We start from the raw sequence: 25,352 nt of genomic DNA on the forward strand, positions 1-25,352 counted from the left end.
CAGACGGGGAACAATCCCCGTTTGGGCTAAAATAAAAATTCAGTCTATCGCGGCCATAATCTCAACCGATTCAGAGTGATCCAACGCATAGTCACGCAAAGCGTGGTAAAGCAGGATATCGCTGTCCTCTTCCGTCGTATTGGCAATCTGCCCGAGGGCAAACAAAGACAGCGTGATACCAAAAGCCTCTGCTGTCATGGTGCCTTCATAACCATTCCCGGTCACACTGACGCCATAAATCAGACGGGAGTTGGGGACAAGATAGAATCCGTTGTTTGACAACGCCCGACCTTCCCACCGGCTGGTTTCTTCATATTCATCACCCAGACGCTTAGCCCACGCAAAGAACGGAACTACGCGACGTGGAGTACGCAGATATTTCAGAAGAACCAGGCCAAAGGGAACGGGCTGCATATCAATCATCATTCCGTTATCCATTACTTACTTCTTCAGAAGAAGTAGCCAAAGTTACAACCAGCACATCGTCAACGTATCTGGCGACAAAGTTTTGCATCCGCTCGGCAGTTTCGTTCCCCAGACGTACAAAAAGCGTCAGCGAAAATGTCACCTGCTGAGAGTCAAGATCTGAACGATGGCTCCAGGCATCCTGCGCGGCTTTAATCAGCGCAAATTGCCGACGTTCCCACTGGGAAAAATCAAACACTTCAATAGCGTGTTCCCAGGCCGGGAGCGTGATAGAAACAGGCGTAAATGCCAGAGATAAGCGATGAGTCATCGGTGTATTCCTTACGTAAAAAAGGGAACACCGATCCCCTGCGGGAAGCGTGTTCCCTTAGGGTGAGTGACAATATTGATAGCGGAGAATCCGCTGTGGTGAGAAGTGTACCTTCATCGCATAAGCGACTGCTGTTTTCAAAGGCTAAACAACGTTACCGCCCGAAGGCATCGTCTCTCAGGTCATGACGATTTTGGCTGGCAATCACCCGAAGGCGTCCCTTCCAGATTGCCGGGACATTGGCTGTTGTCGGAGACAACGTGTTAACGTTTAAATGCTATCGCTTATATTCCACAGAGGCAAGCGAGTTTAATTATTCCTCGATATCTGGTTTATTATAGACACGCTCAATATAACGCCCTCGACTATCGCCGTGCCCCAGATCCATAGAAACCATTGCTTTTGCCTCATCGTCATTCATCCCTTTGCTTTTATGATATGCCATCGCTTCGCCTGCCCAGGCGTATCGCAGGCTATGAGGCGCATATTTCCCTACTAATCCCGCATCTCTGACAATATTTCGATAGCGATCAATCGCTGACTTCAGATCCGGTTTATCAACCAGCTTACCATTCTGTTCAGCAGCAACTTTTAGAGCATGATTAACAGCACTTAGCATTTTATCGCGATCTATAACCGTCGTATCTCTTGGCCGTCCTCCTTTTGTACCAAATACGATCCTGACACGCTCATCACCACGTGATAATGCACGCTGCCAGGTTTTTAATGATTTCACAGATTGCACCGTTTCTTCTGTCCTCAGACCAAAACAACGAGCAACCTGCATCGCGGCAGCTACGCCAACATCTTGTCTCTCTGAATAAGCGAACGCTGCGAGATAGCGTTCGCTATTAATTGCGACTTTAGTACCGTCACGACTGGCATCGGATAATCCGAGAGCTGAATTACTTAATTTCTCATGAGCAGGGTCGGCAAGTTTTGTCCGACCGGAAACGGTCAGAATATTTCTGATTGCGGCCATCTCATTCTGCATTGTTCTTTTAGATATCCCTTCGGCCTGACGACTCCTGACATACAGCTCAATATGATTGGTTTTTATATGCTTCACATCCCGGATCTGAATATTTAATTTAGCTATTCTCTTCGCTACACGGGTGGCGATCTTTGAACGATCCGCGATAGTTTTGAACCCACCACCTCCCTGCCTTGCCAGCGTAACTAGCTGTTTACTTAACTTCGACATGCCTGTCCCCCTTCACTAAGAAATACAGATCAGGCTCTTCTCCCGAAATAAGGAAACGAGCACGATCTATATTCTGAATCTTCACACAGAACATGAGTGATACATCTGGCCCCGACGGCACGGTTAGGTTTTGCGCTTCCTGCGTCTCGACGGGTATCTGTGCATCGGGGTGACAAATGTTGAGTTTTTACGAGGTTCCCCAGCTCGCAGAGCTGTTCGCGGCGTATGCCGTCCTGACGTTAGTCAGACTACCTCCATACGTCAGCTTTCACTGACATTGCCATCGATACCGAGTCGAATTTTCTCCTGAAGTTGATACGCCTGCTCTCATGGTTTCTCCGTGAATGGATGCGTTCCGTGATAAGACGTTATGGTTAAAAAGTGTGCTTAAAGATGTTTTTTCCCCAGTCCGATCGCCGTGACTACGTGTGCGTCAGACTGTACAGAGAGCTGAAAGACCGCATTCCGTCTGCTAAGACGGTGCCCTTTCGCGCAGCGTCACTTGGTATCGCTAACGCTCTTACACAAGTGACGCTGCACATATCCCGCCGCCAAATGCTGCTCTTGCAGATGCCAAATGTTCCAATTGGCATGAGCTGCGAGCTGCAAATGTTACCGGGATAAGCTGGACGTAAGTCCAAAGGAAAACAGCTTTAAGGATGTTGGGCAGACGTTGTTGCCCTGCGTTGAAGTGTACCTTTATCGCTTATGCGATCACCGTTCTCAAAGGTTAAACGGTGTTATCGCCCGAAGGCATCGTCTCTCAGATTGCGACGATTTTGGCTGCGGCCACCCGAAGGCATCAGTCTCAGGCCGCGCTTCTTTCCCTATGATATTGGCTTGCGATCACCCGAAGGCGCTTCTCTCAAATCGCTGGCGCAGTTCCGATTGCGCTGAAGCATTGGCTGTTGTCGGAGACAACGGTGTAACACTCGGAGAATAAATCTTTCTATGAAATCCTGCAAGATATTGCATTAATTTTCTCCATCTATTAATCTCAACATTATATTGAAACTTATAGGGAGATAATAATGGATGGTGTGGTTAAGTGGTTCAGTGTAGAACAAGGGTATGGATTCATCACTGACGGGAATAATAAAGATTATTACTTTCATGTCAGTGATGTAAAAGGTGTTTTACTTCCTAAAATCGGTCATAACGTCTCTTTTGATGCCGAAGATAATAAAGCAAAAGGTGTTAGCCTTTCGCATAGAAAAGAAAATACATTTAAGATATTATCAACTGATTACAGAAAAACCATATTTGATTTATACAAAGACACGCTTACAAGTGTAGCCATCGCTGTTTTAGGTGTGTTTTTAATTAAAAACAATTATCAAATTACCGGATGGTTAATTTATTGTGTTGCATGCGCATTGGCTGTACTAGCATCACTTACTACCATTGAACTAGTTGAAGAAAAACGAAAATCAAAAGAAGTAAGCAGATTCAGTTTTATAATATTTTTGTTTTTCAGCGCCTGCTCAATAATAATCTTAGCAAGTGGCTTATTAAAAGGTGTGAAGGAATTTCTATAATGTATAAAAGGGAGATATTTTTGATGAAAGATAAAAGTAATTCATCCAAACAATCAGACGTTTGGACTGTAATTTTCAATGGATTAACCGAAGCCATTAAAATGATCTTTTCTATCGTTGTTGCTATTGTTGCTGCTGGAAGTAAAACAACAAACTCCCAAACCTCATCAACTGATTCAGAAGACTATAACTCTGGTTTTCGTAATGGGCACAGTGGGCAAGGTTATTACGATAGCAATGACCAAAAATTAAAGCACTTTGATGATGAATACAGGTAGTAGAGTAAATCTACTACCTGTGTAGTTTTATTTACTTTTCCCTGCTGAAACGCCCTTCGTAGCAACAGTTTTAACTACTTCACCAGCCACGTCTGGACCTTTAGCCCCTGCTTGTTGCGATCCTTCCGAAGCTTTTGCAATAGTCGATGAAACAACAGCACCTATCTGCGCACCACTCCATCCAACGGCTCCAAACCAAAACATGGGCAACATCACATACATCGCCCCCAGCACCAGATTCATGATCCAACCATCCGAGCCAGTACTGGCAAGCCAGTTATTGAAGCTGTTCGTGTAGCCCTTGTAGCTGGCGTACATCAGCTCAATAAGCTTGTCATCCAGCCAGCCGCCAAGCTCCCACCAGAACGGGACGAATATCAGCGCAAACATCGCAAAAGTAATGGTAACCACCACTTTCGGATCGTAAGCGCCGAACAACATGACCAGTGGGATACAAACCACGATAGCCATCAGTAAAACAGCATGAACCATAGGCAGAGCCTGCCGCAGGGCATCAAACGCCGGGAGCTGCGTCACCTGAGCAGAAAGCGCACCAAGACCGCTCAGCGCCTGCTTAATGCCGGTATCAATCCCCGTTCCCTGTCCCTGCTGATTACCCATCATGTAAGTATCGCCCCCGCCGGACAGGTGCGTATTTTGCGGACTCACCAGCCAACGCAACAGGCTTTCTTCCCAGTTACCGGGGGACTTTGCCTTCATCATATTGATCGTCCGGGTATCAAAGCTTTCCAGCAGACGGCTTTTCAGCCCCTTACTTGATGCGCTCCACCAGTCTTTACAGGTTGGATAACCGCCACGGCCAACATTGGGGTATCCACTGTCCCGGCTTTCGCTATACGGCCACGCGGCTCGCGGTGACGTCGAGGTGTAGTAGTCGTAATACCCTGAAGTATTGAGAAAATAATCGGAACCAATCCAGCCAACTGAATCAATCGTGGCGGCGGTCAGTTTCGGATTGCTGTTCTTCAGTTTGTAATACGACTTCGCATAGCACTGACTGGCGAACGCCTGCACTTCCTCTCGGATAATAGGATCGATCAGCTTAGTATGCTGAACCTCAAAACGTAATAACCGGAAGTCACTCCCACAGGGGATTGAGGCGATAGCCGCGTGAGTCACCCCTTTAGATAGCGAATGCACCAGATACCACCACGCCGGGATCTTCGCCGTCTGGCCGTTGAACTCTGCAATCAGCGGCCCATAGCCGGATTCATCCGGTCTAGGTACATTCACGCCACATTGGGAAGAACGGGTACGATCGAACTTCATCGTTGTGATATCGATATCCTGCATCGGCATCGCGCAAAACATGATCACCACAAATGCAACATATATAACGTGTTCCATTCGCGGCAACGCCAGCGCCCCCTTGTTCCCTTCATCATCCCCCTCTTCCCTGACTTTCAGCCAGACACCGGCGATTTTAAACGCCAGCGGAATAGCAAAAATCCCTGTGGTGGTAATAATCATCCACAGCGCGTTATTGATGAGCCAGCCCATAAAGACCAGCACCATTTCCAGATAGCTGTCAGCCGTCATCATATCTCCCAACGCGAACTGGTGATTTCAATCATCACGAACAGGCAAACCGTCATTATTTCCAGCCGATAAACCTGAAAGCGCCGGGTACAGTGACGCAGGAAATAGCCCCGGACACGGTGCAGCCAGAAAAACGTGATGACGGTATACAGCGCCAGCCGCCAGAACAGGAGCGGTGTTTTTATCTGAAGCAACCACGCCCTCAGTTCTGCTTCGCTGCCCACGAAATGCAACAGCGTAAAGCTAAAACCGCCGATAGCCAGCATGGCGACAATACAGAACAGCAAGACTCGCAATATTCGCAGCCAGAGAGGTTTACGAATAACGTCCATATTATTCCTCCACCTTCTGATTCAGGTTCTGCATAGCATCATCATTCTGTTGCACAGGCTGACGCAGACCATGATCGGCCTCGCGGCTTTCCTGCCGAGTTAGTGTGACAAGAATTGAGTTATTACTGATTGCCTTACGGATCTCCATTTCGTTTTTCAGCGCCATCACTTCGCGGTCGAGAAACTCCAGACGACGATCGGACTCGTCAAGTGCCATTGTCTGATCCGCCGCATTCGGTTCCGACTGACCGGCCATCAGCATTCGGCGCATCCCGAGCGCCGTGGAAATGGTCTCTGACATCGCCAGTTCGCTGGCAAGACGCTGTACCAGCGCAGCGTTGTCCGGATCATCCTTCAGCGCCTGAATAACACCGCGAGATACAGCCAAATCGCCTGTTTTCAGCGTTGCCAGATTGGTCACATCAGGCGTCAGGTTTCCGTTAACCAGCTTCACCAGGATTTCCAGATTCTCCTGCGTGGCCTCTTCCAGCATCGGTGAAAAACCGACGCCGGCAGTTGATGCGCCAGGTTCGTTTTCCACTCCACCACTGCTGCAATCGCTGGCCTCGGAACAGGTACGAATCGCCCTGTCACCCAACACTTTCACAACGGCTTCCGCCGCCTCTTCACTGGTCTTATACTTCTTGCATAAAGAACCATTACAGGCCGATCCGCTGACGCCACCACTACTGGTAACAGATTGCTTATTCAGAATATTGAAACCCGCTTTCGCCAGGTCATGCGTGGGTTTAATTGCAGGCTGGCCGCTGCCGCCGCGTTTTTGCCCACCAATCCACTTCACCCCTTCTTTGCCGGTGGAGGTTTTTAGCTGGTTATCCGCGGCCACCGCATCCGGTGTTGTAGAGACGATTTTTTTGAACTCTTCCCCTATTGCCGCCTGCGTCCACTGGCTGGACGTGGTGTAATCGGCCATTTTCTTCGACATGTTCTGGCAATTGAGCTGGGCTTTATCAAACGCTACGTTGGCCTGAAGCACACCGTTAGTCATTAGCTCATACAGACCTGGATTAGCCCTCTGAATAACCATTGCTGGGTAGCTCATTACAGCGCCGGTCGCACTACTAATCACGCTGCCCATCATGTCCTTAAATCCGCTGGTCACGCCATTGAGCTGATTTTTGACGGTGGTATTGATATCAAAATTGCCGCACATCAGATCGCTGTTCCAGCTAATCCCCATACCCAGTTTTTCCATATTGTTGTTGCTGGGCGGCTGCGATATCACCGTCCCACCACCGATGGTGTAAAAGAGATTATCGTTAACTGCACCTTTCAACCCCTTACTGGAATCGGTGTTAATCACATCATTATCCAGGTCGAAAACCGCCCGGGCCGGAAGGCTCAGCGCAAGACATCCCATCAGAGCGCCTGCAAAAACTATGCGTTTATTCGTCATACTCACTCTCCTTGTTATTGAAAATCGACGCTGTAAAGGAACGTCTGGCCGCGACGCTCACAGCAGCTGTAGGGTTGCCATAACGCCCAGGCGTAATTGCCATCGGTTGCAACGGGATTAGGGCTGTCCGGAAAGACAGCGCAGGATGTGGACAGCGACGGCGTGAGTTGCTGCCATTTGTGATTGCGGGTGCCGGTGTTTTCCATGACCGGCGAAGGGGGCCAGTAGCCCGGTCTGGCGCTGACCGTCATAGGTTGATAAACGTGTATTTGCCCGGTACGAGTGGCTACATCGGCCGCACGCTGTGCGACGACCGCTGCCGCTTTATAGTCATCGACCTGAGTCACAAACCCGCTGCGGGGATAGACGTTCCCCCACATATTGCCGCCAGTGGTGGAGCCTATTTCACGCAGTCCGGGCGTCAGCGCTTCGGGATAAAACGACTCTGGTAAACCAGAACGCCACATTACTGCATCCAGGGTACTGAGAAGATACGGCATCATCGCCGTGACAGAGCTGGAACAGGCATACCCCATCTGCCCCATGAACTTATTGAAGACGGGAGCGGCCAACGCCGGATGGCCGATAACATCCGCATTTTTAAATTGCAGGTTATCTTTCCGCTCAACGCGTTTCTGCTCGTTCGCGCCGCCACCTTCGGCAATACCGGAAAGGCCGGTTCCCAGAAAAGACATCTCCGTCCAGGGATTACTGCCTGTCTGGTTATAGCTGGAAACAACAGCGTTGGGGATATAGTGGCGAACTTTGGTGGATGTCTTCACCGTACAGCCGTATGGGGTACAAAGTAGCCAGTAGCAAATACCGACAATCTTGTATTCCAGACACTGGGGAGACAACGCACTGGAGATGATCTGCGCGGAGTTAATCGCTCCGGCCGCAAAAGGTTGAGCTGCGCAGCCCAATGCCAGCGCAATCCCCAGTCGGTGTTGTCGAAGCTGTTTCATCACCGCGCCCCCTGAAATTCAGCAAGGTGAGCTTCAGCAACCGCAACATCCGCCGTGCCGTAAACCACATAGCGATCGTCAAACACCACGGCGGGATATTTCACCAGCTTCAGGCTGTATGCCTGAAGTACGCCCTGGTACGCTTGCCCGATTTGTTGCTGTTTTTGCTGCCAGTCCGGTGACTGGATAATGGTTTTCGCAACCTGCTCCGCCTGTACGGGATCAGCAGGCAACTCACCAAACAGTTGGCGCTGAACGGTATCCGGAGCATCCAGGTAAACCACCTGGTTGCTGGCCGCATTCAATGGGGGATGATGGCTGTCGGTGTAGACAATGGTCGCTGCCGGTGCCTGAACAGCAACGGCCAGCAGCGAGATCAGGAACTTTGAAGGTGTCATAGGGCACTCCTGTGATCATTAAAATCACAGTGTGCGTAAGACAAATGCTCGAAACAGCAAACAACTCTTTTCAGGTTTCGAAGATTTTTATTGTAGAATTCTGCCCAAAACAGCTCATTCGAGGAACCGTCATGCCGGATAACATGACAGTAAGATACCTGCTTGACGGTAACAACACTCTGCTCGGTACAGAAGACTATCAAAGCATTACAGAAATTACGTTACCACTTCCTGATGAAGGTGGTCATAAAATCACTTTAACGCGTTTCTTCAGTGGGCAGGCTTCACATCGTTGGTTGGTCGAAAGGGTCCAACATACTGATGAGCAAGTTGACCTGTTTTTAACCCCTCGAACCGAATGTGCCGATGAAATATTCTTGGCAAAAACCTATTCGGCTAAGCGGACCGTTGCTGCCCGTATTACTAAAGGTACGTTGGTTGAAGTAGAGTATGGATTTATCCAGTCAACAAAACGTTTAACTGGCAAAATTAGTTCAATCAAACGCTATCCAGATTTGGTCCAAAATGGGGAAATGCATAAACGTCGCCTAGCGATTGTTGTTAACTCACGACTGCCTACGTTGCAGGTCATCCCTGTTACTTCAGTCCATCCGAAACCCGGCGATAAAACAATATTCGAAATATCAGAGGATTCGCTAAGCAGCTTAGTACACTACAACAATCCCGTTATAAGAAGTTTTGGCTTGGGCAGCATGATACAAACAGTGTCGCTAAGACGAGTCCTTCCTCCAATGACAATACAAGGAGGAAGAAGATATCGCGATGTCAGTTATACTCATCGTCTCAATCGTGATGACATGAAGGCACTGGAAGCAGCCATCACAGTAGCCGTAGGCTACGGTGATTATCAATCTATACGTGATGAGCGAAACCAACTCAGGCTAGAAGTTCGCGCACTCGAATTGAGCAATGCTCAAATGACAGAAGGACTTGCGGCTCACCAGTTCTGCCAATCGGAAAACGAGCGGTTAACCCAACGCTGTAAAGTACTCGAAGAGAAAATGATAGACTGGTATCGTTCAATGAACGGAAATCTCTCCCTAGAAGATGCCCGAGAACATATGGAACAAGAGTTAGCATTGTACTTCGAAGTATTTGGTGGTTGACACTCACTTAAAGATCACCTAAAGTTTACGCCATCGGCAGGGTTCATGGAACGGCTTCCATCCTTGCGACGCCTTAAGTGGCATAGCCGAAAAATAAATGTTTATGAAAAAAGGAACCCAATGGTTCCTTTTTTCATTTCAGTGATTCGTGAACCACCTTACCATTTCCCTTACAAAATAAGCTGCATCCACCGCATCAGGTACGTTGATATACCAGCGTGGTGCATGTTCGTAATCCTTGGCCACTGGCCAGCGCAAACTACCAGTTACAGTGAGCAGCAGGTTAACCGTTCCCGTCTTACCCTCTACCTGAACGGCCAGGCAGTTATGTCCGGCCACGCGATGAGGTGAATAAGTAAATGTCGCCTTCTCCCCTACCCGCTGACGGATCTGGTGGCATAATTCCGCCAGTTGCGCATGATGGCGCTGGCTAATTCGCGGATTGCCCTGCGGCGGCGCATCAAACAACACGCCGGTACTGGAAATATTGTCATCCACAACGTCCAACACCGTGGATCTGAATCGCATCATGCCGCCTCCTGAGTGGCAATACCACGGGCAATATCGAGTTGATGCGCAATCAGCTTCGCAGCATCCAACTCGCTGATACCGTGTTCAACCATCAGTGCCCGACGCGCCGCCTTCTCATCCTTCTCTGTCATACCTAGCGCCAGATACAAGCTTGGCGGTACAGCCCGGAACAAAGCCTCAATGCGACTTGCCAGCACCACACCTTCGGTGTAGCAGCGCGGCGTTTTGGTCGCGGAGAGCAACATCGCTTTCTGCTCATCAGTCAGCTTTTTAAATCGGGCGATCTCTTCCACTTCTTCCGGCGGCATTACCAGACACAGCCACCACTCAATCATATTGAGCATCTTCTTAGCCGTGCCCGGTAAGTCTTCCAGGTTCTGCGTTGCCAGCCACAACCACGCGCCGAGCTTACGCCACATTTTCACTACCTTAACCACATATGGAGACAGTAACGGGTTAGTGGTGATCATATGCGCCTCATCAGTCGTAAATACGATCTCCCGATCCAAAAATTGGTCGCGTTCGGCGATATTGTTGATGGTATTAACCAGTGAGGTATAGGCCACCGCCAGCGGCGCTTCATAGCCTTCACGAGCCAGTGTACCCAGGTCAATCAGCGTGACATCCGCTTCCGGCCAGTTTTGCCCGGGGCGATTAAACAGTTCGCCCAGGAAGCCCTGCATAAATACGCCCAGCGATTCACCCATGTTCTGCGCCCGGGCACGACGAACTTCAGGACGGGACTCATCCTTCGCAAAGGCGTAAAACGCATCCTGAAGATCAGCAGTAATCATCTGCCGTTCTTCATCCCAGGCTTTACGCGCCCCGGCCAGAATTGCCTCGCGCATCATGCCCCGGTCGGCACGTTCCAGCCGCGCCTCTTCTTTGGCTTCCCCACCGGTTACCATCAGACGCGCCACAATCTCCAGCTCACCCAGAATATCGCGCTCTTCTTCAGCATCGCCGTCGTCCGTTTCATCCACCTCGATACGGTCACTCAGCTCGCTCTCATCGACATTTTTCACCGGCTCTTCAATCAGCTTGTGCGCGTCGGCAAACGGGGCCAGAGAAATACCACAGCCCGGTTTGATACTGACCTTGTTTACCGACAATTCCTGCTCTGCACAGTAGTCGGCAAACAGACCAAACGAGTTCCCCGCTTCAGCAATAAACAGACGTGGCCGATGAATCGCCATCAACTGGGCAAACAGGCTGTTGAGCGTCGCGGACTTACCAGAACCGGTCGGGCCAAACAGGATCAGATGTGCGTTTTTTGAGCGGTCGGCGCTGTTAAGCGGATCGAACGTTAGCGGCGCACCTCCCCGGTTAAAGAAGGTAAATCCCGGATGGCCAGTGCCGGTGTCGCGGCCAAATACCGGCAGCATATTTGCCATATGCTGAACAAACGTCAGGCGGGTATACCAGTTCTTCTTATCCAGTGTCGGGTTAAAGCACATCGGCAGCGCCCGAAGGTAGCCATTCAGCGGTGCGACGTCGTATTCAGGTTTCACCGGCTGCAACCCGGCGTTAAGAAGGATGGCAGTCAGCTCGCGCTGACAGCTGTTCAGGACTTTCAGCGACTCTCCGGAGAGAAAGAATGTCATGCTGGAGCGGTACAGTTTGTGCCGTTCACCCAGATAGCTTTTGACCGTATCGGCATCGGCCCGGACGCGTTCGGACTCGGTATTCTCACCAATGGCATTTTTCGCCAGATGGTTGAAGCGTTCTTCCAGCACATCCTGCGGCTGTACGACCAGCGTCAGGGAAATCACCGTTCCCTCCGGCAGCAAATCCATCAGCGCGTTAATGTTCTCCCCTTTGCGGGTTTCGCCGGTAAGGTGGCCGACTGAGGGCGCACGACGGATGCGATCGATGCTGACAGCTTTATGCGGCCGCTCATCGAACCACCACACACCGTTCTCCACGTCAGAGCGCGGTGGCGTAAACATCAGGGTTTCGCTGAAATCATTAAGCACCGGCAGCTCGCCGTTGCGGGTGTCAACATACGCCGCCGTGCTGTACAGTGTATCCTTGTCCACCCAGTCAGGCTCGGGATTAAACCAGCGCAACAGCCAGGCATGGATCTGCTCGCCGTTCTGCCTGGCGGTCACAATCCCCGCCCCGGCCAGCGCAGAAGATAGTCGCTCGCAGACCTGATTCAGTTGCTCTTCCGGTGAATATGGCTCAGAGACACCCGGATTTACATAACGATAAATCACCATCCGGGTACGACGCTGCTGACCGCGCCACGGTGCGCCGGTGACAGCTTTATCGATAAACAGACCTTTCGGCACAGCAATACCGCGCATATGGCTTTCCATCTCATGCAGATACGCAGCGGTGAATGCCGTTCCCTGCGCCCACGGTTTGACATAGCCACGCAACTTATCGATGTACTCCGTCACGTCAGTTTCATCCTGACAGAAGAACTGGATGACCCACGGATGACTGTCCCGCTCGTCAAAGCTGTCCTGAAGCGCATCTTCAACGATATCGCGGATCTCTTCCAGGCGTTCGCCGGTGCGCCCTTCAGTTCCCACCGGCACCACTTCAAATACGGCGCCCACCGAAATACCATCATCGAGCAGCAGGCTCTGGCTTTCCGCCAGATACTCCACCCACGGCAGGAAGTCGATAAATGAGGCGTTATTGGGATACAGCGAGCGCACACCGTCCTGTGTCAGCCTGCCGCTCTTTTTCTGTGACGGCAGCACCGATTCATCACCCACCGGCTGCGGCTGTTTTTTGGTGAATAAACTGAACATCAGAGTGCCTCCAGTCGTTCACCCGGCAGCGCATACTGCACCCGGCTGTAAAAAGAGAACACCGAGCTGTATCCCGGCACCGGCGCAGGCTCATTACCCGCCATATGCGGGTAGATATAAATCACCATATCCGGATTAGGCAGGCGCGGAAAAAGCTGCTGGATCTCATTCTGTGCATCGCGGGTATAGCTCTCTTCCAGCGACTGACGGGTTGCCAGATCCGTATCGTTCAGCCCCCGGCGTAACACACTCCGGGCCTCTATTGTGGTCCGGGCGCTGCTGGCTTTTTTCTGCCACAAATCCAGCATAGTGCCGTCGCCGGGAGGCAGCATTTCATCTTTGGAGGTACTGCAACCGCTCAGCAACAACGCGACCAGCATGAATAAACCGTATCCTTTCATGGTCTCACCTTAATCCAGCTCGTGTTGCTGGCTGACATCAAAATCGTATTTGACCTTGCGGCCCTTCTCTTCGTAATCAATCGGGATCTGGCGGGTGATATGCACGGCAACATTCGCGCCGGGAGGAACGTAAATTGCGTCAAACATCTGGCCGTATCGTGCTTTCACCCAGTCGGCCAGCTCGTTCGTACCGCCTGATAACGCCTTGCCCAGCGCAGCCTGTCCGGCGCTACCGGTAAGCGTACTGGTGATGGACGTCCCGTCAGTGGTTGTTGTGGTCTGGCTTTCGGACATGGCATCAGAGGCCGCACCAGCGGCAGAGAGTGCGAACAGCGTAGGGAGATAGGTTGTAGCGTTGGTTTTACGGTCGCCGGAAAGACAGGGTATTCCGTGCTCATCGGACAGCCAGCCAATGCTGCCACCATTGGATTTCCCGTTACTGCCATCGCTGGATTTTGCCGACTGTGGCACTGTGCGTACCGTACCGTCATTGAAAACAAACGTAATGGAGTGAACGTCACCACGTACACATGACAAAACCCAGTCACCAGTAGCCGTACCGGACACAATAGCGCCTTCAACATCCGGCAACTCGATACCATTGGCGGTCAGATTCTCTTTACCGATAAGTACCTTGAAGGGATAGGGATCGGTAACTTTGCCATCAATCGGCACACGTCCCAGCAATGCAGTCATGGCCTGGCTACCAACCAGTGTGGAGTTCTCCGGCAGGGTATAGACAGGCAGCTCAGTTTCTTCGATGCTCTGCTGATTTTTCGCAACGCGGTCCAGTTCGGCTTTCTGACGGGTGATCTCGTTGTCATTCAGCCTACCAAACGCCGTAGGGAACTGGAATGTACCGGTGCCATTGGTCACAGTTGCCGCGCCGGTCGCCGGTTTACCGTTACGATCCAGTTGCACGCCATCCTGCGGTTCAATCCAGACCGTGCCTTGCGTCACCGTTTCGGCCTGCCCTGAATCTTCCAGCCCCAACCCAACCGGTAAGTCACCGTCTGCGGGAGTATTGCTACCTGCCCCCAGCCCGGGGGCCGTATTTTTCAGTGATTCCAGCAGGCCAGCCAACCGCTGCTGTTCAGCCTGAAGTTTTTGCTGTGCCTGGGTACTTTCCTGTTTGACGGCGTTAACAGCATCATTAATACGGCCATCCACGTTATTGCCCTTATTTTGCAACCGGACATTTTCTTCGGCCAGCGTTGCATTCTGCTTCTCCAGATTCTCCTGACTGGTCTGGATCGTTTTAATACGCCCGACCAGTGTACGCAGCGTATCCTGCGGCGTATCGCCCTCAATGCCGAGAATGCGCAACTCCTCCTGAGTCAGGTCGGCTACAGCGGTGTTATCTGCCGAATCCAGAGTCTGTTTCGAACCACCACAGGACTTCACGCCAATCATAACTGCCGACAGCAACACTAACGGTACAATGACCTTCAGCAAGGTATTCGATTTAATCTGCATCGCCCTTCCCTCCTTTGTCTGTTTTCGCCTTCACCGGCTCAGGAAGAAATGCGGCATCAGGACGCCCGTTGATCACCAGATAAACCGTCGTGGTATCTTCCGGCGTTCCGCTTGCCCCCAGCCAGCGATGCTGAAATGTCGCGCTGTAAAAATTACCCTGAAGACGACGCGGATCGAGAATCACTTTCTCTGAACGTTGATTACGCAGGGTCAGCGCCACCACGCTGTAGCCCTGCAATCCCCATGCGGCCAGCGGTTTCACCTCAACAGACTCGGACGGCAGCAATGACATCAACTTGTCCGGCAGCGCCAGCGAAATGGAATGCACACCGGGCAGAGGCTCAATCGTCCGTGACGGTGCGTACAGACTTTGCGCGGCATAGCGGGTCAGGGCCACCGGTAGCGGCGTGGTGGATTTTTTCTCTTTCGGTTTCAATGTGAGCTGTCGTTCGCCAGTTGTTGCGGTTCTATTGTCGCCCACTGCAACATCACCATTCCCCGTCGAGCTGGAGACCTCCCCCTGATACACCAGACTTACCGGCTCCAGCACGTTTTTTCCCTCTTCCGCACTGATATCCAGCAGGATCATCTCGCCGTTCTCCACATCCTGAAGCACCAGGCGGGTTCGGGCAAACTGCGCCCCCGGTTGCAGGTATACCGCGCCGCCGGTACTTTGTACGCGCAGTTTCCCCTTCAGCTCAGGAGGAAATCCCACGCGTACATTACGATTCACAAACACAATGCGCTCCTGTCCAACATGCAGGGCTACCGGCAAAGGAATGCGTTCCCACTTCACCAGCTCAACCGCCTGCGCCGGTAACACCACAAGGCAGGTCAGAAACAGAAAAAGTCGTCGTAATTTCATCAGTTAAACGCTCCCTTTTTCTCTTCCTTAACCACTGGAGCCACTTCCAGGCGAAGCGGCGCTTCCGAGAAGCAATCCAGCGCCATACCGAACGGGTTGGTCTCCGGATTGTTATCCCAACGCACCACTTTCAGTGGATAGCGCACCAGTGAGCGTTTAACCGGCTCGGAGTTAACATATTCATCGGTAACCAGATCCAGACGAACCCGCCAGTTATCGCGGTCAATAATGGTGACGCTGTCATCCCGATATCCCCGTTCAGGGATCTCCGACACACCGCGCACACGATCCCGCGATTCCCCCTGGTCCTTGCGTTGCTTCGCATCCTTGTGCAGCAGTTCCTTACAGGTCGGCGTCAGATAGGCTGATAACGTCTCAATACGATACGGATAATCCACATTGCCATCCTTCGGCCAGCTGTTCAGTTGCTGGAAGATATAAAAGCTGAAGGCATACACTGTTGAGGGGGGGATCTCCCACCACGGGCGGGAGCTGCCGGAACGAAGATCAGGAGGATTGTGAATGGTCAGATTGCGCGGAGATATCATCCAGCCAAGCATGGACAACACTAACAGTACCAACATAACTCCACATGCTGCGCGAAGCGTCCAGATATGATTGTCACGGGCATTCAAGGCATTTTTAAACTTAATCATTAATGGCCTCCTGACGACGAACCACAGGACGCAGACGGCGTAACGCCAGTACCTGGCAGTCTTGTACCAACCCTTTAGTTCCCAGGCCAAACTGGCTTAAAAACATATCCAGCCTGCGATAGAGGTAGTTTTCCGGCTTACCGCGCTTAAAACGTGCCATCAACCTGCCGCCGAAGATAATTATGATCAGCGGCATTAGTAAGGCCACTGTTGGAAAGGCTATCCAGCCAATAAAGGGCATAACAGGTATGGCGACCACGAGGCCGCCCAGTACGCTGACTAACGCGGTAAATCCCAGTTCCGGCGTGGTAAACCCTCGGAACACCACTGGTTCAGCATTCAGCCTGTCAGGCATAAATTCGATAGTCGCCATGACATCTCCTTAGCCCAGCAATACCGTAGCGGCTTTTGCAGCAAGCCAGATAACCACAACCACCAGAATGATACCCACTACGCAGAGCATCCCGAATTTAGCCCAGGTTGATTTCGCGTCACGAACTTCGGCAAAGGTCGCAATAATGGCGTTACCTACGGATAGCATGGCAACTGCCGCAAGAATTAACCCACCCAGAACAATACCGTCATTGAGATATCCGGCGATCTGACCATAGAAAGAGCCGTCGGTACTGCTTTTGGGGCCTTCAACAGTTGGCAAACCCGCACGGGCAGTAGAAATTCCGATCAGAGCGACTGCCAGCCCACGAGCAGACCAGAGACGAAAAGAAAAACGTAAAGAAGATAATGCAGAGCAAAACATAGTTATTTCCTTATAAGAGAAGCCAGGCTTAGCTGGCAAAGAAATAGATAGCGATAATGATGAGAAGGACTGAGCGAACGGCAAAACGTACCAGAGCCTGCTCTTTGATGTGACCTGTCGCATATCCCCGATAAACGTGTACAAGACCCCATCCCACCCACAAAATCAGCAGGGCAATCAGCGCACCAATAAATACTTTGCTCAGCAGTGCGGGATCGGCGTTGCCGCTTGCCGCCTTAAATGCGCTAGTCTGGGTATCGTTCACGGGTGACGCTCCATCCGGTACTGACCGGTGAGAGATGCCGAAGGGACTGGCTGGGCGCGGGAAGGTTCCAGGTAGATACCGATCCCCTGGCGAATCGCCTTGATGTCCTGCGTTGCCCTCAAATAATCGAAATAGAAGCGCCCGTTCAGTCCATCCTGAACGGCGATAACACGGGCGCGTTCCAGCGCGGCCTGCACCTGATCCAGTTGCTTTATTACCAACGCCAGCTCGTCAGACTCAGCGGCCTGAACGCCTGAAGTCAGCAGAATCCCCAACAGGCACCATGCCCGGGGTTGTGTCATGCGCATATAAACCTCCTTCAATGCGATTGCATGTCCAGAGGAAGGGTGGCGAAAAGTGCCCTAGTGGGCAGTAAGAAAACAGAAGTGGAATTTTGAAAATTATGGCGGGGTAAGGCGTGGCGCAAGGTGCGCCATCGGGGTTCTTTGCCACCCCGGAGCAAGCTGGCTTGCTCCCCCGGCAGGGCTCCATAAGCGCAATCGGAACAATGTTCCCATTACGCTTATGGAGCTGAAATTGCCCCCCTGTTATACTGCACCACTGCTTCCAGTCAGGTGAATAAAAGTGGGATTAATACTTAAGGGACATAAAGTTATCGTCGATCATGATTGCCGTGACTGGCTAATTACCCGTCCACAGGGCAATCCCACCATAGAGCACTCTGGCAACCTAAAAATTTATTCCGTCTTCAAACGCCAGTTACTCTCAGGTAAACGCAGACGTAATCGTGAACAACGACAACTTGGCGATAACTGCCCTTTGATTTATGCCCTGAAAGGAAAAGAAGAACTTACAACCGATATATCCAGCATTAAAAGGTTGCACAAAAGCTTCGGGATCATACTGGAGCAGATAGCAAGGCAAGAGCCTGATGGATATCAGCTTATAATTTCTATGCCATCTGCTCATAATATCAGTCACGTAGTCGCAAAACGGTTCGCCAGGAGATTTGGATCTGTTCACTCTACAAATCTTTTACGAAAAATAACGGTTGAAGAAGCATTCAGACTCTTAGATCGCGCAGATATCAGCGTCGAAGAAACCAGGAGCCTCGATTACCGTATTAAGTTGCAGGCTAAAGAAGTTGGTTTTAAAGGGAATTTCTCACTTAAAGGTATTCCTGCTGGTCTTCGTGACGCACTCCCGCCGCTTTCACTGAATGTTTTACCTGAGCTGAACTTCCGACCCACGCGGATTCTACTCGTTGACGATCTAATGGCTTCAGGCACAACGTTAGATACTGCCGCACATATCATTTCGCAGCAGTATCCTGGTGCAACGATTCATGCCGCATGTTTGTTCAGCTCTATTGGCAGGTAGTGCGGCTTGATCAAAAATGAGTAAGCGTGTATAAATAGTGTGTAGAGTGTGCTTGAGTCTCCCCGCTCTTTAAATCCAGATGAGACCCGCGTAGGCACCCTGACTGAGGTCGGCCTGTAAAAGGTAGATATCAGTTGGTTAGGCAGCGGCTAACCCTTCAACAATAATTGTTGTCGTAGAGTAATGTAGAAAGGGGAGCGTAGGCTCTCCTTTCTGCTTTCTGACATATCACAAATACTTCTTAAAACTCCCCATCGTTACCGAAATAGCCAGCCCCATCAGCAATGCTGCCGGTAACAGCAATACATTCGGATACACCGCGAATGGCGCGGACAGATACAGCACGCACGGTATATACGCCGCTGGCTTCACGACACGCTTGGCATGATGGTAGAGGAAGCTCGACTCATAGGCCGCACCGTAGCGGCGCAGATCGCGTCGAACCATCCCATCTGCAATGCCAACAATAGCAACCAGCACAAACAACGGCACTGACAGCACCAGAATGGTCACCCGCATCAGAAAGACCAGAGACACATATATCGTTGCCATCAAGTATTCATAGGCAATTTGTACCGCCCAGACGCTCCAGGCATTAAGCTCATCCGTAACGCCATTCCCGCTTCTGACAGTCGGCGTCTGAATCGACTGCAACCAGCCCATAAACCCGCTATTCACAAACAACCACTGATAACCCAGCGCGATCCAGCTCTGTACCGCCACCACTGGCGATGACAGCAACAAACTTTGCGTAAATCCCTCAGCGAAATAATCGCTTTCTGTCTGCATAACGGCACGGCTATGTTCTGCCCCTTGCTCCGGCCAAAAGAACGCGATACCGATATATTCCACAATCAGGCTAAACAGCAGCGAGACCAGCAACATTCCGATAATACGCCACGGCGTGTCCCACAGCAGCACAGTGAAAAAGCCATGCGGCTTTGGCGGAGTGGGCGACTGAGCCGAGGCTGAAGATGTGTTCATCTGAGACATAACATCCCCTTAATGTACCGCCAGCGGCTCCATCTGGCAGTTCAGCAACATCTCTTCCTGATCAATTATGATCCAAAGACTAGCGATCTCATTTTCAATATGCGACCTCGGTTCGTACCTAACCCGATACCCCAGCATACTCAATTGTTCAACAATTTCAGGGATCTCCAGTGAAGAACAAATTTGCGTTTTCATCACATCCATCACATCTTCAGGCACAAGCAATGAACTGTCTTTCGTGACCGCTGCTACCATCTCAACCTGGTACATTTTTTTCATCATGATTTCCTTTTCAAAAAGTGGCTGCATCGTAATCTCCCGGTAACGCACTACCCGACCACCAGGCATCGCTTGTCCGGTAATTTCGCTGCATATAGTCTGCAATCTGGCCGATACTATCCGGCATCAGGGCATCCGCGCCAGCAGCTGGCAGTGGCATCCGGATCTTCCACAACCGACCGCCTTCCAGTAAGGCAAACGCCTGCCCTTTCGGCAGGTTAATCACGTTCGCGGCAGTGATCAGCGGTGTGCGCACCGTGCTCACCCTGTCCTGGGTATTCGAGGTAAAATCACTACCCATTTCCGGATTCGAGATATCGGTGACACCGGAAACCAACGTTTTGGTATAGACCTCCACTTCCGGCAACTGTTTAGTCATCAGTTCCGCCGTTTCCGTATGCCGCACCCGTAGCATCACCAGGCTGTTAAAGTTCCCCACTACCTGCGCCGCTTTCGCCGCATTGCCCAGCCGTGCCTCGATATCCGGTAACGTCTGGGTATAGGCCGTTACCTCAATACCCGCCCCGCCACCTTTGTTAATCAGTGGGATAAATTCATCCCCCATCAGCTCATTAAACTCGTCACAGTGCAGGCTGATCGGCGTCTTCTTGCTCTCTTCACCAGGCAGGCCATCATTCACGCCAAATTTATAAATATGCCCCGCCACGGAGACCAGATCGGCAAACATTGAATTGCCCACCGCTGCCGCAACTTCCGGGTCGGACAACGCATCAAGGCCGATATACACCACGCCCTTCTTACGGATCACCTGCTGCCAGTCAAAGATAGGACGGGGATCAGACATATCGGTGTAGTTCGGCGAAATCAGCTGTGCCGTCTTACCAGAGGTCAGTTTTTCCAGCAACGGCAGCAGACTTGCGACGATCTTGTCGTAATACTTCTGGTCATAACGTACCGACGAACGCAGTCCATCAAGCACGGGATCGTAAACCTTCTTACCCTCGTCGCTGTTCAGTACCTGTTCAATCGCCACCACCCGCAGCGAACGCCCCTCCATATGCCGGGGGATATCACGCTCATCCAGAATTTGCGCCAGATTCTCCACCTGTTGCCACTGCGCCGGAGTGTGCTTCACCATCCAGGTTTCCGCATAGGTCTCAAACAGATCGCCGATATTGTTCACGTAACGCTGGATGAGGCCAAAATCCGGGCGTTGCCCCAGCGCAACCAGCGCCCGGGCAATAATATTGACGAAACGCCAGGCGAACTCTTTAAATGCGGCGCTGTTCCCTTCACTACTGAGCTGTCCGGCCACACGCGAAGCCACTTCCGAAATACGACCAAAGCGCCCGACCGCATTGTAACGGGCGCTGATATCCGGCCAGCCCAGATGGAAAACATGAAACTCACCAGCGCGGCCTGCGCGGTGTGATTCGGCATACATGCGCTTCAGCAGATCGGCATCACCTTTGGGGTCGAAAACTATGGTGACGTTACCGCGACGAATATCCTGGGTGATCAGCAACTCGGCGAGGCGGGTTTTGCCGACACGCGTGGTGCCCAGAACCAGCATATGTCCGACACGTTCTCCTAAGCTCATAGATACATTAACTTCATCAGGTTCGATGCCGTGCAATGCCGGATGACCGCCGACTGGCGGTAATGGCCGAACGGGATTCAGCGCTGAATCACGGGCCAGCAGCTTGCACAGGGCAGGAAAACGATGCTCATAATGCTGCTCAAAACGGCGTGCTGCCTGATATAACGCCGGAGGATTCACGTAACCTGCCACCTCCGGCCGCAGGGTATCCAGTAGTCGCTGGGTATGCTTTTGTTTCCACATGAACCCTTTGCCCAGAAATAACCGCTGATTGCTCACCGGCACCTCGCTACTTGTCACAACATAACGCGGCAGGCGGCGGATATTGCGCCGATAACGCAATACCCGTAAACCCTGCTGCGTACGTTTCACCGACAGTGCGGCAAACCCTGCCGCAGTGACATAGCTGACTGAAGGTGCCAGCGCCACCGCCCACGGGGCCGTCACGCAGATATAGCTGGCGCAGGCGGCAACAACGGCAGTGTTCAGCTCCACCGCTGGCCGCAGCATAGCTTCAATCACATAGCGGTCACTCATTTCTTCCTCCCGTCATTACTAGAAAGAAAAATTAACCAGATGAGTAAATTCACAGCGACCAGGCCAATCAAAAGACTGATTTCATCCAGTGGTAACCCCGCTCTCATTGCTCCAGTCCCTTCTCGCTAATCAGTACCGGGTAGTGAGAAATCCCCAGCCGGACGGCCAGATCGCTACCAGAAACCGGAAGCAACTCCAGCCCGTTCGCCTGGTGCTGCAAATCATCCCATGCCGCTTTGCTGGCAACATTCACCACATAGCCCACAGCATTAAGCTGAATAAGCTGATCGCGGCGCAAAGCCAGCCAGCGCTGGGAAAGATCGTCGTCACCAATCAGGAAAATCGAACGCATTCCGGGCATAGAGAGAGAACGCGCCTCCAGCGGCCCTGGCGAAAGCTCCGGAGTACGGATGGGTAATACCGATGCTTTGTCAGGTGTTGACAGTGTCAACACTTGCGAGTCAGGTGGCTCTTCCCCCTGATTGTTAATACCAGCAAAATATTCAGCCGTTGACTGCCCACCCAGATCGGCGACAACGGTCAGTTCGGCCTGACTTATGCCCGGAAACAGCAGAGCCAGAACCAACGGAAAACGAGCAGCAAAACGCATCATCATTGTGTTCCTCCCGGATTGAATGCCAGTGTCTGTATGGACGGCTGCAACGTGCCCAGGTGACGCGACACGATAGCCTTATAGGTTTGTGCAGGTTTGCCGCCTGCCGGATGGTGATAGCACCCCGCAGCCGATATCCAGCTCCCGGGGCTACGCTCGTAACAAGCTCGTAAAATACGGGCCGCAGCGTGCAAATTGATATAGGGATCAAATGCTTCCCAGGTGGATGTAAAATGATGACCGTTCCAGCCCAGATTGACCTGCACAATACCGACATCGATACGCTTGAGCGGATAGCGCCGCATAAAACCTAACAGCGCCTGATAAGCTTCATTCCTGGAGGCGTAGCGATATCCCTTCCCGGCAACATTAATTGTCCACGGCCACGGACGTACGCCATGCGCCAGCTTGCGGGAGGATTCCGTCAGCGCCAGGCTATACAGCGCTTCGGCAGGAACGTTTTCCGCCTGCGCAACCCGGTAATATCCTTCAGGAACAGATTGCGCCGCCAGACACTCCGGCAGTGCGATGAACATTGCCAGCCACATCAATTTACGCGCTGCCATCCCTGCGCCTCCTGTTGCAATACAACCGGCATCAGCCCGTTGCCATATTTCAACCACATACCATTGTCATGGTTCAGCGTTATCTGGCGGGATTTCACCTTTTCAGCAGGGATATTATGTTTCTTCGCCCAGCTTCGAACCGCCTCATCCTTACCGCCGCTATCAACCAGATAGATATCCAGCGACTGGTTCGATTTCATCAGTTGCGACAGTTTACGGTCGCAAGCTGGGCAATTATCTTTCACAAACAGCGCCTGACGGGCGTTACTGGCTTCACTCCGCAGCTCCTGAACCGGCAGAACGCCGGGATAGACCCGCATCCACGCACTGTTCACTTCCCGCTGAAATGCCAGCTCCGCTTCAACCCGCTGAAACTCCTGCTTTACCGTCAGCTCGGCGAAATGGCGACGTTCTTCGTCAGTACGCGCCTCGATGCCCAGCATCGTCAAAGGATCTAACCCCGGAGACAGCACGCCGCGCCGTCCTTTTTTCAGCGTTTCATAACGCTGCCACTCTTCCGCTGTCAGCCCCCACTCCTGAGCGCTCCGCGTCATTTGTTGCTGTTCCAGCATCTGCAACGAGGTAGTTACCGCCAGGCTGTTTTCCTGAATCACCGGCGATACGGCAAATGCGACTGTTGACACTGTCAACACTCCTGTCAGCAACACGACATTGAACTTTTTCATCCCGACTTCCTTATCGCACCGTCAACGTCCGGGTTTGCCCCGCCACGCGAAACTGAGCCTGCTGACCAGTAATCGCCAGCAAAGTCCAGCCCTGACGGGTTTCCCCCGGTTCCATTAACGCTATTTCCGTGAGCTGTGTTGCCGATTGTGGCGCTATCGCAGCAAAGGCAATTCCTCCCCGTCGTTCAATACCGGTGAGGACGAAGGGTGCAGTAACTGGCCGCTGCGTTTTCTGTGTGGGCTTTTTCTTTACCGCCACTGCATCAGGCGTTACGGAAGGAACAACGGTGGCGACGTTGTCCGGACGCTGATTCGAAGCACGAACTTGCTCCTGAAGATAAGACAGTTCGGTTTTAAGCACCGCTTCCGAGGTAGTCTGCTCACGCTGTTGCTTATCCAGCGCCTCAATCTTCTGCTGCAAAGCCGCAAATGCCGGTTTGTCAGCCATACCTTCCAGTTGCATTTGCGACGCTTCAAACTGCTGTTGCAACGTTGTCAGCTGTGCCTGGAGCGGCGCGATATCCGGGCTACCCTGCAACGCAGTCTTAAGCTGGCTGACCTCCCCGGAAAGTAGCTGGACCTGCTTCAGGCTGATAAATGTAATTCCGCCTAATGCAAACAAAACCAGCCCGCCTAAACCGTAACGGACTATCGCCCAGAGTTTGCTGCGTACAGGTCTTACAGACTCTTTCATTTCAGGTATCTCCATGAAACTCGCAGATTCGTTCATTTCAGCATCCTCTGCGGAGCCGGAGCGGTGATATTGACGGGTTGAGGAGGTAGCGGCACAGAGACCGAAGTGACCGACGATTTCACCGCGTCTGGGGGCAAACGATAGCCATCACGCAATGAGTGGCAGACGATCCGTTGCACAGAATCAACCTCAAGCTGCCAGGCCGATCCGGCCAGGATTTGTAACGCCTGGCTCAGACGCATTGGCCCCAGTTGATAATGCACAGCAGGCAACTTTTGGTTGTACAGCACCCGGTTCGCCGGTGTCGTACTGCATAACGAGTACCCGGACTGGCGCAGGGCATAGCGCATGGCATCCGCCACGGTCGGCGATAATGACACGGGGATACGGATATCAATGGTCTGCTCCAGTGGAGCACGCTGTGCAGCGCTCGGGGAAGTATCAACCAGCAGATAGCGGTCATAGCGAACAACTTCAGGAGAGGCGGCATAGACATCCAGTCGGGCTGGTTGGACGTTGCCGTTCAGTGCAGTCGGATGAGGTTGCGTATCAGGTTGCTGGAGTTTTTGCGTACAACCGGCCAGGAGACTGGCAGTCAGACAGACAGCCATTGGGATATGAAGATTCATGCGGGTTCCTTAGTCAGACAAAAGAGGCCCAACTTTGCGAAACCAGCGGTATGTCCTCAACGAACAACTGTTTTTACAGCACAAAAAAAACGCCAGAAAAATCTGGCGTTAATGCAACTCACAAGGAGAGACTGTAATTTAAATTGTGTAATTGCCTGTTTTTGATATGTTCACTCCAACAA

At 51.8% G+C, this 25,352-nt stretch carries 30 protein-coding genes; 4 read left to right on the plus strand and 26 right to left on the minus strand.

Going from position 1 to position 25,352, the window contains the following annotated elements:
* Window positions 1–39 precede the first annotated feature (39 nt).
* From CWM52_RS20505 to CWM52_RS20515, 3 genes are all read right to left on the minus strand, one after another.
* Window positions 40–426: an antirestriction protein gene (locus CWM52_RS20505; RefSeq protein WP_227521316.1), complete on the minus strand. Its 387-nt coding sequence runs from the start codon at window positions 424–426 to the stop codon at window positions 40–42.
* 4 nt (window positions 427–430) lie between these two features.
* Window positions 431–736 (minus strand): hypothetical protein, encoded by a 306-nt coding sequence (locus tag CWM52_RS20510; protein ID WP_100685772.1) that lies wholly within the window; start codon window positions 734–736, stop codon window positions 431–433.
* A 313-nt stretch (window positions 737–1,049) separates the two neighbouring features.
* Window positions 1,050–1,940, minus strand: coding sequence for an integrase domain-containing protein (locus CWM52_RS20515; RefSeq protein ID WP_100685773.1), 891 nt, complete (start codon window positions 1,938–1,940; stop codon window positions 1,050–1,052).
* Window positions 1,941–2,971: 1,031 nt separating this feature from the next.
* Here CWM52_RS20515 and CWM52_RS26890 point away from each other — a divergent pair.
* Window positions 2,972–3,478: a cold shock domain-containing protein gene (locus CWM52_RS26890; RefSeq protein ID WP_227521317.1), complete on the plus strand. Its 507-nt coding sequence runs from the start codon at window positions 2,972–2,974 to the stop codon at window positions 3,476–3,478.
* Window positions 3,479–3,501: 23 nt separating this feature from the next.
* Complete coding sequence (locus CWM52_RS20530) at window positions 3,502–3,756, plus strand: hypothetical protein (RefSeq protein ID WP_133121758.1); 255 nt, start codon at window positions 3,502–3,504, stop codon at window positions 3,754–3,756.
* A 27-nt stretch (window positions 3,757–3,783) separates the two neighbouring features.
* On the opposite strand, the gene CWM52_RS20535 is transcribed toward CWM52_RS20530, so the two are convergent.
* From CWM52_RS20535 to CWM52_RS20555, 5 genes are read right to left on the minus strand one after another with little or no spacing between them, the layout of a single operon-like run.
* The gene (locus CWM52_RS20535) at window positions 3,784–5,316 is read right to left on the minus strand and encodes a conjugal transfer protein TraG N-terminal domain-containing protein (protein WP_100685802.1); all 1,533 of its coding nucleotides are present in this window, start codon (window positions 5,314–5,316) and stop codon (window positions 3,784–3,786) included.
* Window positions 5,316–5,648: a hypothetical protein gene (locus CWM52_RS20540; RefSeq protein ID WP_100685775.1), complete on the minus strand. Its 333-nt coding sequence runs from the start codon at window positions 5,646–5,648 to the stop codon at window positions 5,316–5,318. Before CWM52_RS20540 ends, CWM52_RS20535 begins: the two co-directional genes overlap by 1 nt.
* A 1-nt stretch (window position 5,649) precedes the next feature.
* Window positions 5,650–7,065: an integrating conjugative element protein gene (locus tag CWM52_RS20545; RefSeq protein ID WP_100685776.1), complete on the minus strand. Its 1,416-nt coding sequence runs from the start codon at window positions 7,063–7,065 to the stop codon at window positions 5,650–5,652.
* A 14-nt stretch (window positions 7,066–7,079) separates the two neighbouring features.
* A complete protein-coding gene (locus CWM52_RS20550; RefSeq protein ID WP_100685777.1) occupies window positions 7,080–8,030 on the minus strand; it encodes a TIGR03756 family integrating conjugative element protein in 951 nt (316 codons plus the stop codon).
* Window positions 8,030–8,428: a TIGR03757 family integrating conjugative element protein gene (locus tag CWM52_RS20555; protein ID WP_100685778.1), complete on the minus strand. Its 399-nt coding sequence runs from the start codon at window positions 8,426–8,428 to the stop codon at window positions 8,030–8,032. The genes CWM52_RS20550 and CWM52_RS20555 overlap by 1 nt, the downstream gene beginning before the upstream one ends.
* A gap of 11 nt (window positions 8,429–8,439) precedes the next feature.
* Here CWM52_RS20555 and CWM52_RS20560 point away from each other — a divergent pair, with 11 nt between their 5' ends.
* On the plus strand, window positions 8,440–9,555 hold the full coding sequence (locus CWM52_RS20560) for a type II toxin-antitoxin system PemK/MazF family toxin (protein WP_100685779.1): 1,116 nt from the start codon (window positions 8,440–8,442) through the stop codon (window positions 9,553–9,555).
* Window positions 9,556–9,693: 138 nt separating this feature from the next.
* On the opposite strand, the gene CWM52_RS20565 is transcribed toward CWM52_RS20560, so the two are convergent.
* Genes CWM52_RS20565 through CWM52_RS20610 form a run of 10 tightly spaced genes read right to left on the minus strand, consistent with a single transcriptional unit; the run spans window position 9,694 to window position 17,579 of the window.
* Window positions 9,694–10,086, minus strand: coding sequence for a hypothetical protein (locus tag CWM52_RS20565; RefSeq protein ID WP_100685780.1), 393 nt, complete (start codon window positions 10,084–10,086; stop codon window positions 9,694–9,696).
* Complete coding sequence (locus tag CWM52_RS20570; RefSeq protein ID WP_165785419.1) at window positions 10,083–12,854, minus strand: conjugative transfer ATPase; 2,772 nt, start codon at window positions 12,852–12,854, stop codon at window positions 10,083–10,085. The genes CWM52_RS20565 and CWM52_RS20570 overlap by 4 nt, the downstream gene beginning before the upstream one ends.
* A complete protein-coding gene (locus CWM52_RS20575; protein ID WP_100685782.1) occupies window positions 12,851–13,252 on the minus strand; it encodes a TIGR03751 family conjugal transfer lipoprotein in 402 nt (133 codons plus the stop codon). The genes CWM52_RS20570 and CWM52_RS20575 overlap by 4 nt, the downstream gene beginning before the upstream one ends.
* A gap of 9 nt (window positions 13,253–13,261) precedes the next feature.
* Window positions 13,262–14,728: a TIGR03752 family integrating conjugative element protein gene (locus CWM52_RS20580; RefSeq protein WP_100685783.1), complete on the minus strand. Its 1,467-nt coding sequence runs from the start codon at window positions 14,726–14,728 to the stop codon at window positions 13,262–13,264.
* On the minus strand, window positions 14,718–15,593 hold the full coding sequence (locus tag CWM52_RS20585) for a TIGR03749 family integrating conjugative element protein (protein ID WP_100685784.1): 876 nt from the start codon (window positions 15,591–15,593) through the stop codon (window positions 14,718–14,720). Before CWM52_RS20585 ends, CWM52_RS20580 begins: the two co-directional genes overlap by 11 nt.
* Window positions 15,593–16,249 carry a PFL_4703 family integrating conjugative element protein gene (locus CWM52_RS20590; RefSeq protein ID WP_100685785.1) on the minus strand — a complete coding sequence of 219 codons (657 nt, stop codon included), beginning with the start codon at window positions 16,247–16,249 and terminating at the stop codon, window positions 15,593–15,595. The genes CWM52_RS20585 and CWM52_RS20590 overlap by 1 nt, the downstream gene beginning before the upstream one ends.
* Window positions 16,242–16,622: a TIGR03750 family conjugal transfer protein gene (locus CWM52_RS20595; RefSeq protein ID WP_100685786.1), complete on the minus strand. Its 381-nt coding sequence runs from the start codon at window positions 16,620–16,622 to the stop codon at window positions 16,242–16,244. Before CWM52_RS20595 ends, CWM52_RS20590 begins: the two co-directional genes overlap by 8 nt.
* A gap of 9 nt (window positions 16,623–16,631) precedes the next feature.
* Window positions 16,632–17,006, minus strand: a complete 375-nt coding sequence (locus CWM52_RS20600; protein WP_100685787.1) for a TIGR03745 family integrating conjugative element membrane protein — start codon at window positions 17,004–17,006, stop codon at window positions 16,632–16,634.
* 28 nt (window positions 17,007–17,034) lie between these two features.
* Window positions 17,035–17,271, minus strand: a complete 237-nt coding sequence (locus CWM52_RS20605; protein WP_100685788.1) for a TIGR03758 family integrating conjugative element protein — start codon at window positions 17,269–17,271, stop codon at window positions 17,035–17,037.
* Complete coding sequence (locus CWM52_RS20610; protein ID WP_100685789.1) at window positions 17,268–17,579, minus strand: RAQPRD family integrative conjugative element protein; 312 nt, start codon at window positions 17,577–17,579, stop codon at window positions 17,268–17,270. The genes CWM52_RS20605 and CWM52_RS20610 overlap by 4 nt, the downstream gene beginning before the upstream one ends.
* A gap of 337 nt (window positions 17,580–17,916) precedes the next feature.
* Here CWM52_RS20610 and CWM52_RS20615 point away from each other — a divergent pair, with 337 nt between their 5' ends.
* On the plus strand, window positions 17,917–18,612 hold the full coding sequence (locus tag CWM52_RS20615) for a hypothetical protein (RefSeq protein ID WP_416308815.1): 696 nt from the start codon (window positions 17,917–17,919) through the stop codon (window positions 18,610–18,612).
* Window positions 18,613–18,840: 228 nt separating this feature from the next.
* Here the strand turns inward: CWM52_RS20615 and CWM52_RS20620 are convergent, their stop codons facing one another.
* The 8 genes from CWM52_RS20620 to CWM52_RS20655 form a co-directional block, all read right to left on the minus strand.
* Window positions 18,841–19,605, minus strand: coding sequence for a TIGR03747 family integrating conjugative element membrane protein (locus tag CWM52_RS20620; RefSeq protein WP_044349370.1), 765 nt, complete (start codon window positions 19,603–19,605; stop codon window positions 18,841–18,843).
* Between the two features lie 9 nt (window positions 19,606–19,614).
* Complete coding sequence (locus CWM52_RS20625; RefSeq protein WP_227521318.1) at window positions 19,615–19,914, minus strand: hypothetical protein; 300 nt, start codon at window positions 19,912–19,914, stop codon at window positions 19,615–19,617.
* Window positions 19,898–21,982 (minus strand): type IV conjugative transfer system coupling protein TraD, encoded by a 2,085-nt coding sequence (traD, locus tag CWM52_RS20630; protein WP_100685792.1) that lies wholly within the window; start codon window positions 21,980–21,982, stop codon window positions 19,898–19,900. The genes CWM52_RS20625 and traD overlap by 17 nt, the downstream gene beginning before the upstream one ends.
* A gap of 103 nt (window positions 21,983–22,085) precedes the next feature.
* On the minus strand, window positions 22,086–22,598 hold the full coding sequence (locus CWM52_RS20635) for an integrating conjugative element protein (protein WP_100685793.1): 513 nt from the start codon (window positions 22,596–22,598) through the stop codon (window positions 22,086–22,088).
* A complete protein-coding gene (locus CWM52_RS20640; RefSeq protein ID WP_004856702.1) occupies window positions 22,595–23,161 on the minus strand; it encodes a transglycosylase SLT domain-containing protein in 567 nt (188 codons plus the stop codon). Before CWM52_RS20640 ends, CWM52_RS20635 begins: the two co-directional genes overlap by 4 nt.
* Window positions 23,143–23,847 (minus strand): TIGR03759 family integrating conjugative element protein, encoded by a 705-nt coding sequence (locus CWM52_RS20645; protein ID WP_100685794.1) that lies wholly within the window; start codon window positions 23,845–23,847, stop codon window positions 23,143–23,145. The genes CWM52_RS20640 and CWM52_RS20645 overlap by 19 nt, the downstream gene beginning before the upstream one ends.
* 10 nt (window positions 23,848–23,857) lie before the next feature.
* Window positions 23,858–24,541: a hypothetical protein gene (locus tag CWM52_RS20650; protein WP_227499823.1), complete on the minus strand. Its 684-nt coding sequence runs from the start codon at window positions 24,539–24,541 to the stop codon at window positions 23,858–23,860.
* A 32-nt stretch (window positions 24,542–24,573) separates the two neighbouring features.
* Window positions 24,574–25,170: a PilL N-terminal domain-containing protein gene (locus tag CWM52_RS20655; RefSeq protein ID WP_100685795.1), complete on the minus strand. Its 597-nt coding sequence runs from the start codon at window positions 25,168–25,170 to the stop codon at window positions 24,574–24,576.
* Window positions 25,171–25,352: the final 182 nt, after the last annotated feature.

Source organism: Raoultella sp. T31 (assembly GCF_002806725.1).
Classification (GTDB): domain Bacteria; phylum Pseudomonadota; class Gammaproteobacteria; order Enterobacterales; family Enterobacteriaceae; genus Klebsiella; species Klebsiella electrica.

Bases quoted from the DNA above. Each gene is read 5' to 3' on its own strand.
- CWM52_RS20505 (WP_227521316.1), bottom strand. From the start codon at position 426: ATGATGATTGATATGCAGCCCGTTCCCTTTGGCCTGGTTCTTCTGAAA.
- CWM52_RS20510 (WP_100685772.1), bottom strand. From the start codon at position 736: ATGACTCATCGCTTATCTCTGGCATTTACGCCTGTTTCTATCACGCTC.
- CWM52_RS20515 (WP_100685773.1), bottom strand. From the start codon at position 1,940: ATGTCGAAGTTAAGTAAACAGCTAGTTACGCTGGCAAGGCAGGGAGGT.
- CWM52_RS26890 (WP_227521317.1), top strand. From the start codon at position 2,972: ATGGATGGTGTGGTTAAGTGGTTCAGTGTAGAACAAGGGTATGGATTC.
- CWM52_RS20530 (WP_133121758.1), top strand. From the start codon at position 3,502: ATGAAAGATAAAAGTAATTCATCCAAACAATCAGACGTTTGGACTGTA.
- CWM52_RS20535 (WP_100685802.1), bottom strand. From the start codon at position 5,316: ATGACGGCTGACAGCTATCTGGAAATGGTGCTGGTCTTTATGGGCTGG.
- CWM52_RS20540 (WP_100685775.1), bottom strand. From the start codon at position 5,648: ATGGACGTTATTCGTAAACCTCTCTGGCTGCGAATATTGCGAGTCTTG.
- CWM52_RS20545 (WP_100685776.1), bottom strand. From the start codon at position 7,065: ATGACGAATAAACGCATAGTTTTTGCAGGCGCTCTGATGGGATGTCTT.
- CWM52_RS20550 (WP_100685777.1), bottom strand. From the start codon at position 8,030: ATGAAACAGCTTCGACAACACCGACTGGGGATTGCGCTGGCATTGGGC.
- CWM52_RS20555 (WP_100685778.1), bottom strand. From the start codon at position 8,428: ATGACACCTTCAAAGTTCCTGATCTCGCTGCTGGCCGTTGCTGTTCAG.
- CWM52_RS20565 (WP_100685780.1), bottom strand. From the start codon at position 10,086: ATGATGCGATTCAGATCCACGGTGTTGGACGTTGTGGATGACAATATT.
- CWM52_RS20575 (WP_100685782.1), bottom strand. From the start codon at position 13,252: ATGAAAGGATACGGTTTATTCATGCTGGTCGCGTTGTTGCTGAGCGGT.
- CWM52_RS20580 (WP_100685783.1), bottom strand. From the start codon at position 14,728: ATGCAGATTAAATCGAATACCTTGCTGAAGGTCATTGTACCGTTAGTG.
- CWM52_RS20585 (WP_100685784.1), bottom strand. From the start codon at position 15,593: ATGAAATTACGACGACTTTTTCTGTTTCTGACCTGCCTTGTGGTGTTA.
- CWM52_RS20590 (WP_100685785.1), bottom strand. From the start codon at position 16,249: ATGATTAAGTTTAAAAATGCCTTGAATGCCCGTGACAATCATATCTGG.
- CWM52_RS20595 (WP_100685786.1), bottom strand. From the start codon at position 16,622: ATGGCGACTATCGAATTTATGCCTGACAGGCTGAATGCTGAACCAGTG.
- CWM52_RS20600 (WP_100685787.1), bottom strand. From the start codon at position 17,006: ATGTTTTGCTCTGCATTATCTTCTTTACGTTTTTCTTTTCGTCTCTGG.
- CWM52_RS20610 (WP_100685789.1), bottom strand. From the start codon at position 17,579: ATGCGCATGACACAACCCCGGGCATGGTGCCTGTTGGGGATTCTGCTG.
- CWM52_RS20620 (WP_044349370.1), bottom strand. From the start codon at position 19,605: ATGTCTCAGATGAACACATCTTCAGCCTCGGCTCAGTCGCCCACTCCG.
- CWM52_RS20625 (WP_227521318.1), bottom strand. From the start codon at position 19,914: ATGCAGCCACTTTTTGAAAAGGAAATCATGATGAAAAAAATGTACCAG.
- traD (WP_100685792.1), bottom strand. From the start codon at position 21,982: ATGAGTGACCGCTATGTGATTGAAGCTATGCTGCGGCCAGCGGTGGAG.
- CWM52_RS20635 (WP_100685793.1), bottom strand. From the start codon at position 22,598: ATGATGATGCGTTTTGCTGCTCGTTTTCCGTTGGTTCTGGCTCTGCTG.
- CWM52_RS20640 (WP_004856702.1), bottom strand. From the start codon at position 23,161: ATGGCAGCGCGTAAATTGATGTGGCTGGCAATGTTCATCGCACTGCCG.
- CWM52_RS20645 (WP_100685794.1), bottom strand. From the start codon at position 23,847: ATGAAAAAGTTCAATGTCGTGTTGCTGACAGGAGTGTTGACAGTGTCA.
- CWM52_RS20650 (WP_227499823.1), bottom strand. From the start codon at position 24,541: ATGAAAGAGTCTGTAAGACCTGTACGCAGCAAACTCTGGGCGATAGTC.
- CWM52_RS20655 (WP_100685795.1), bottom strand. From the start codon at position 25,170: ATGAATCTTCATATCCCAATGGCTGTCTGTCTGACTGCCAGTCTCCTG.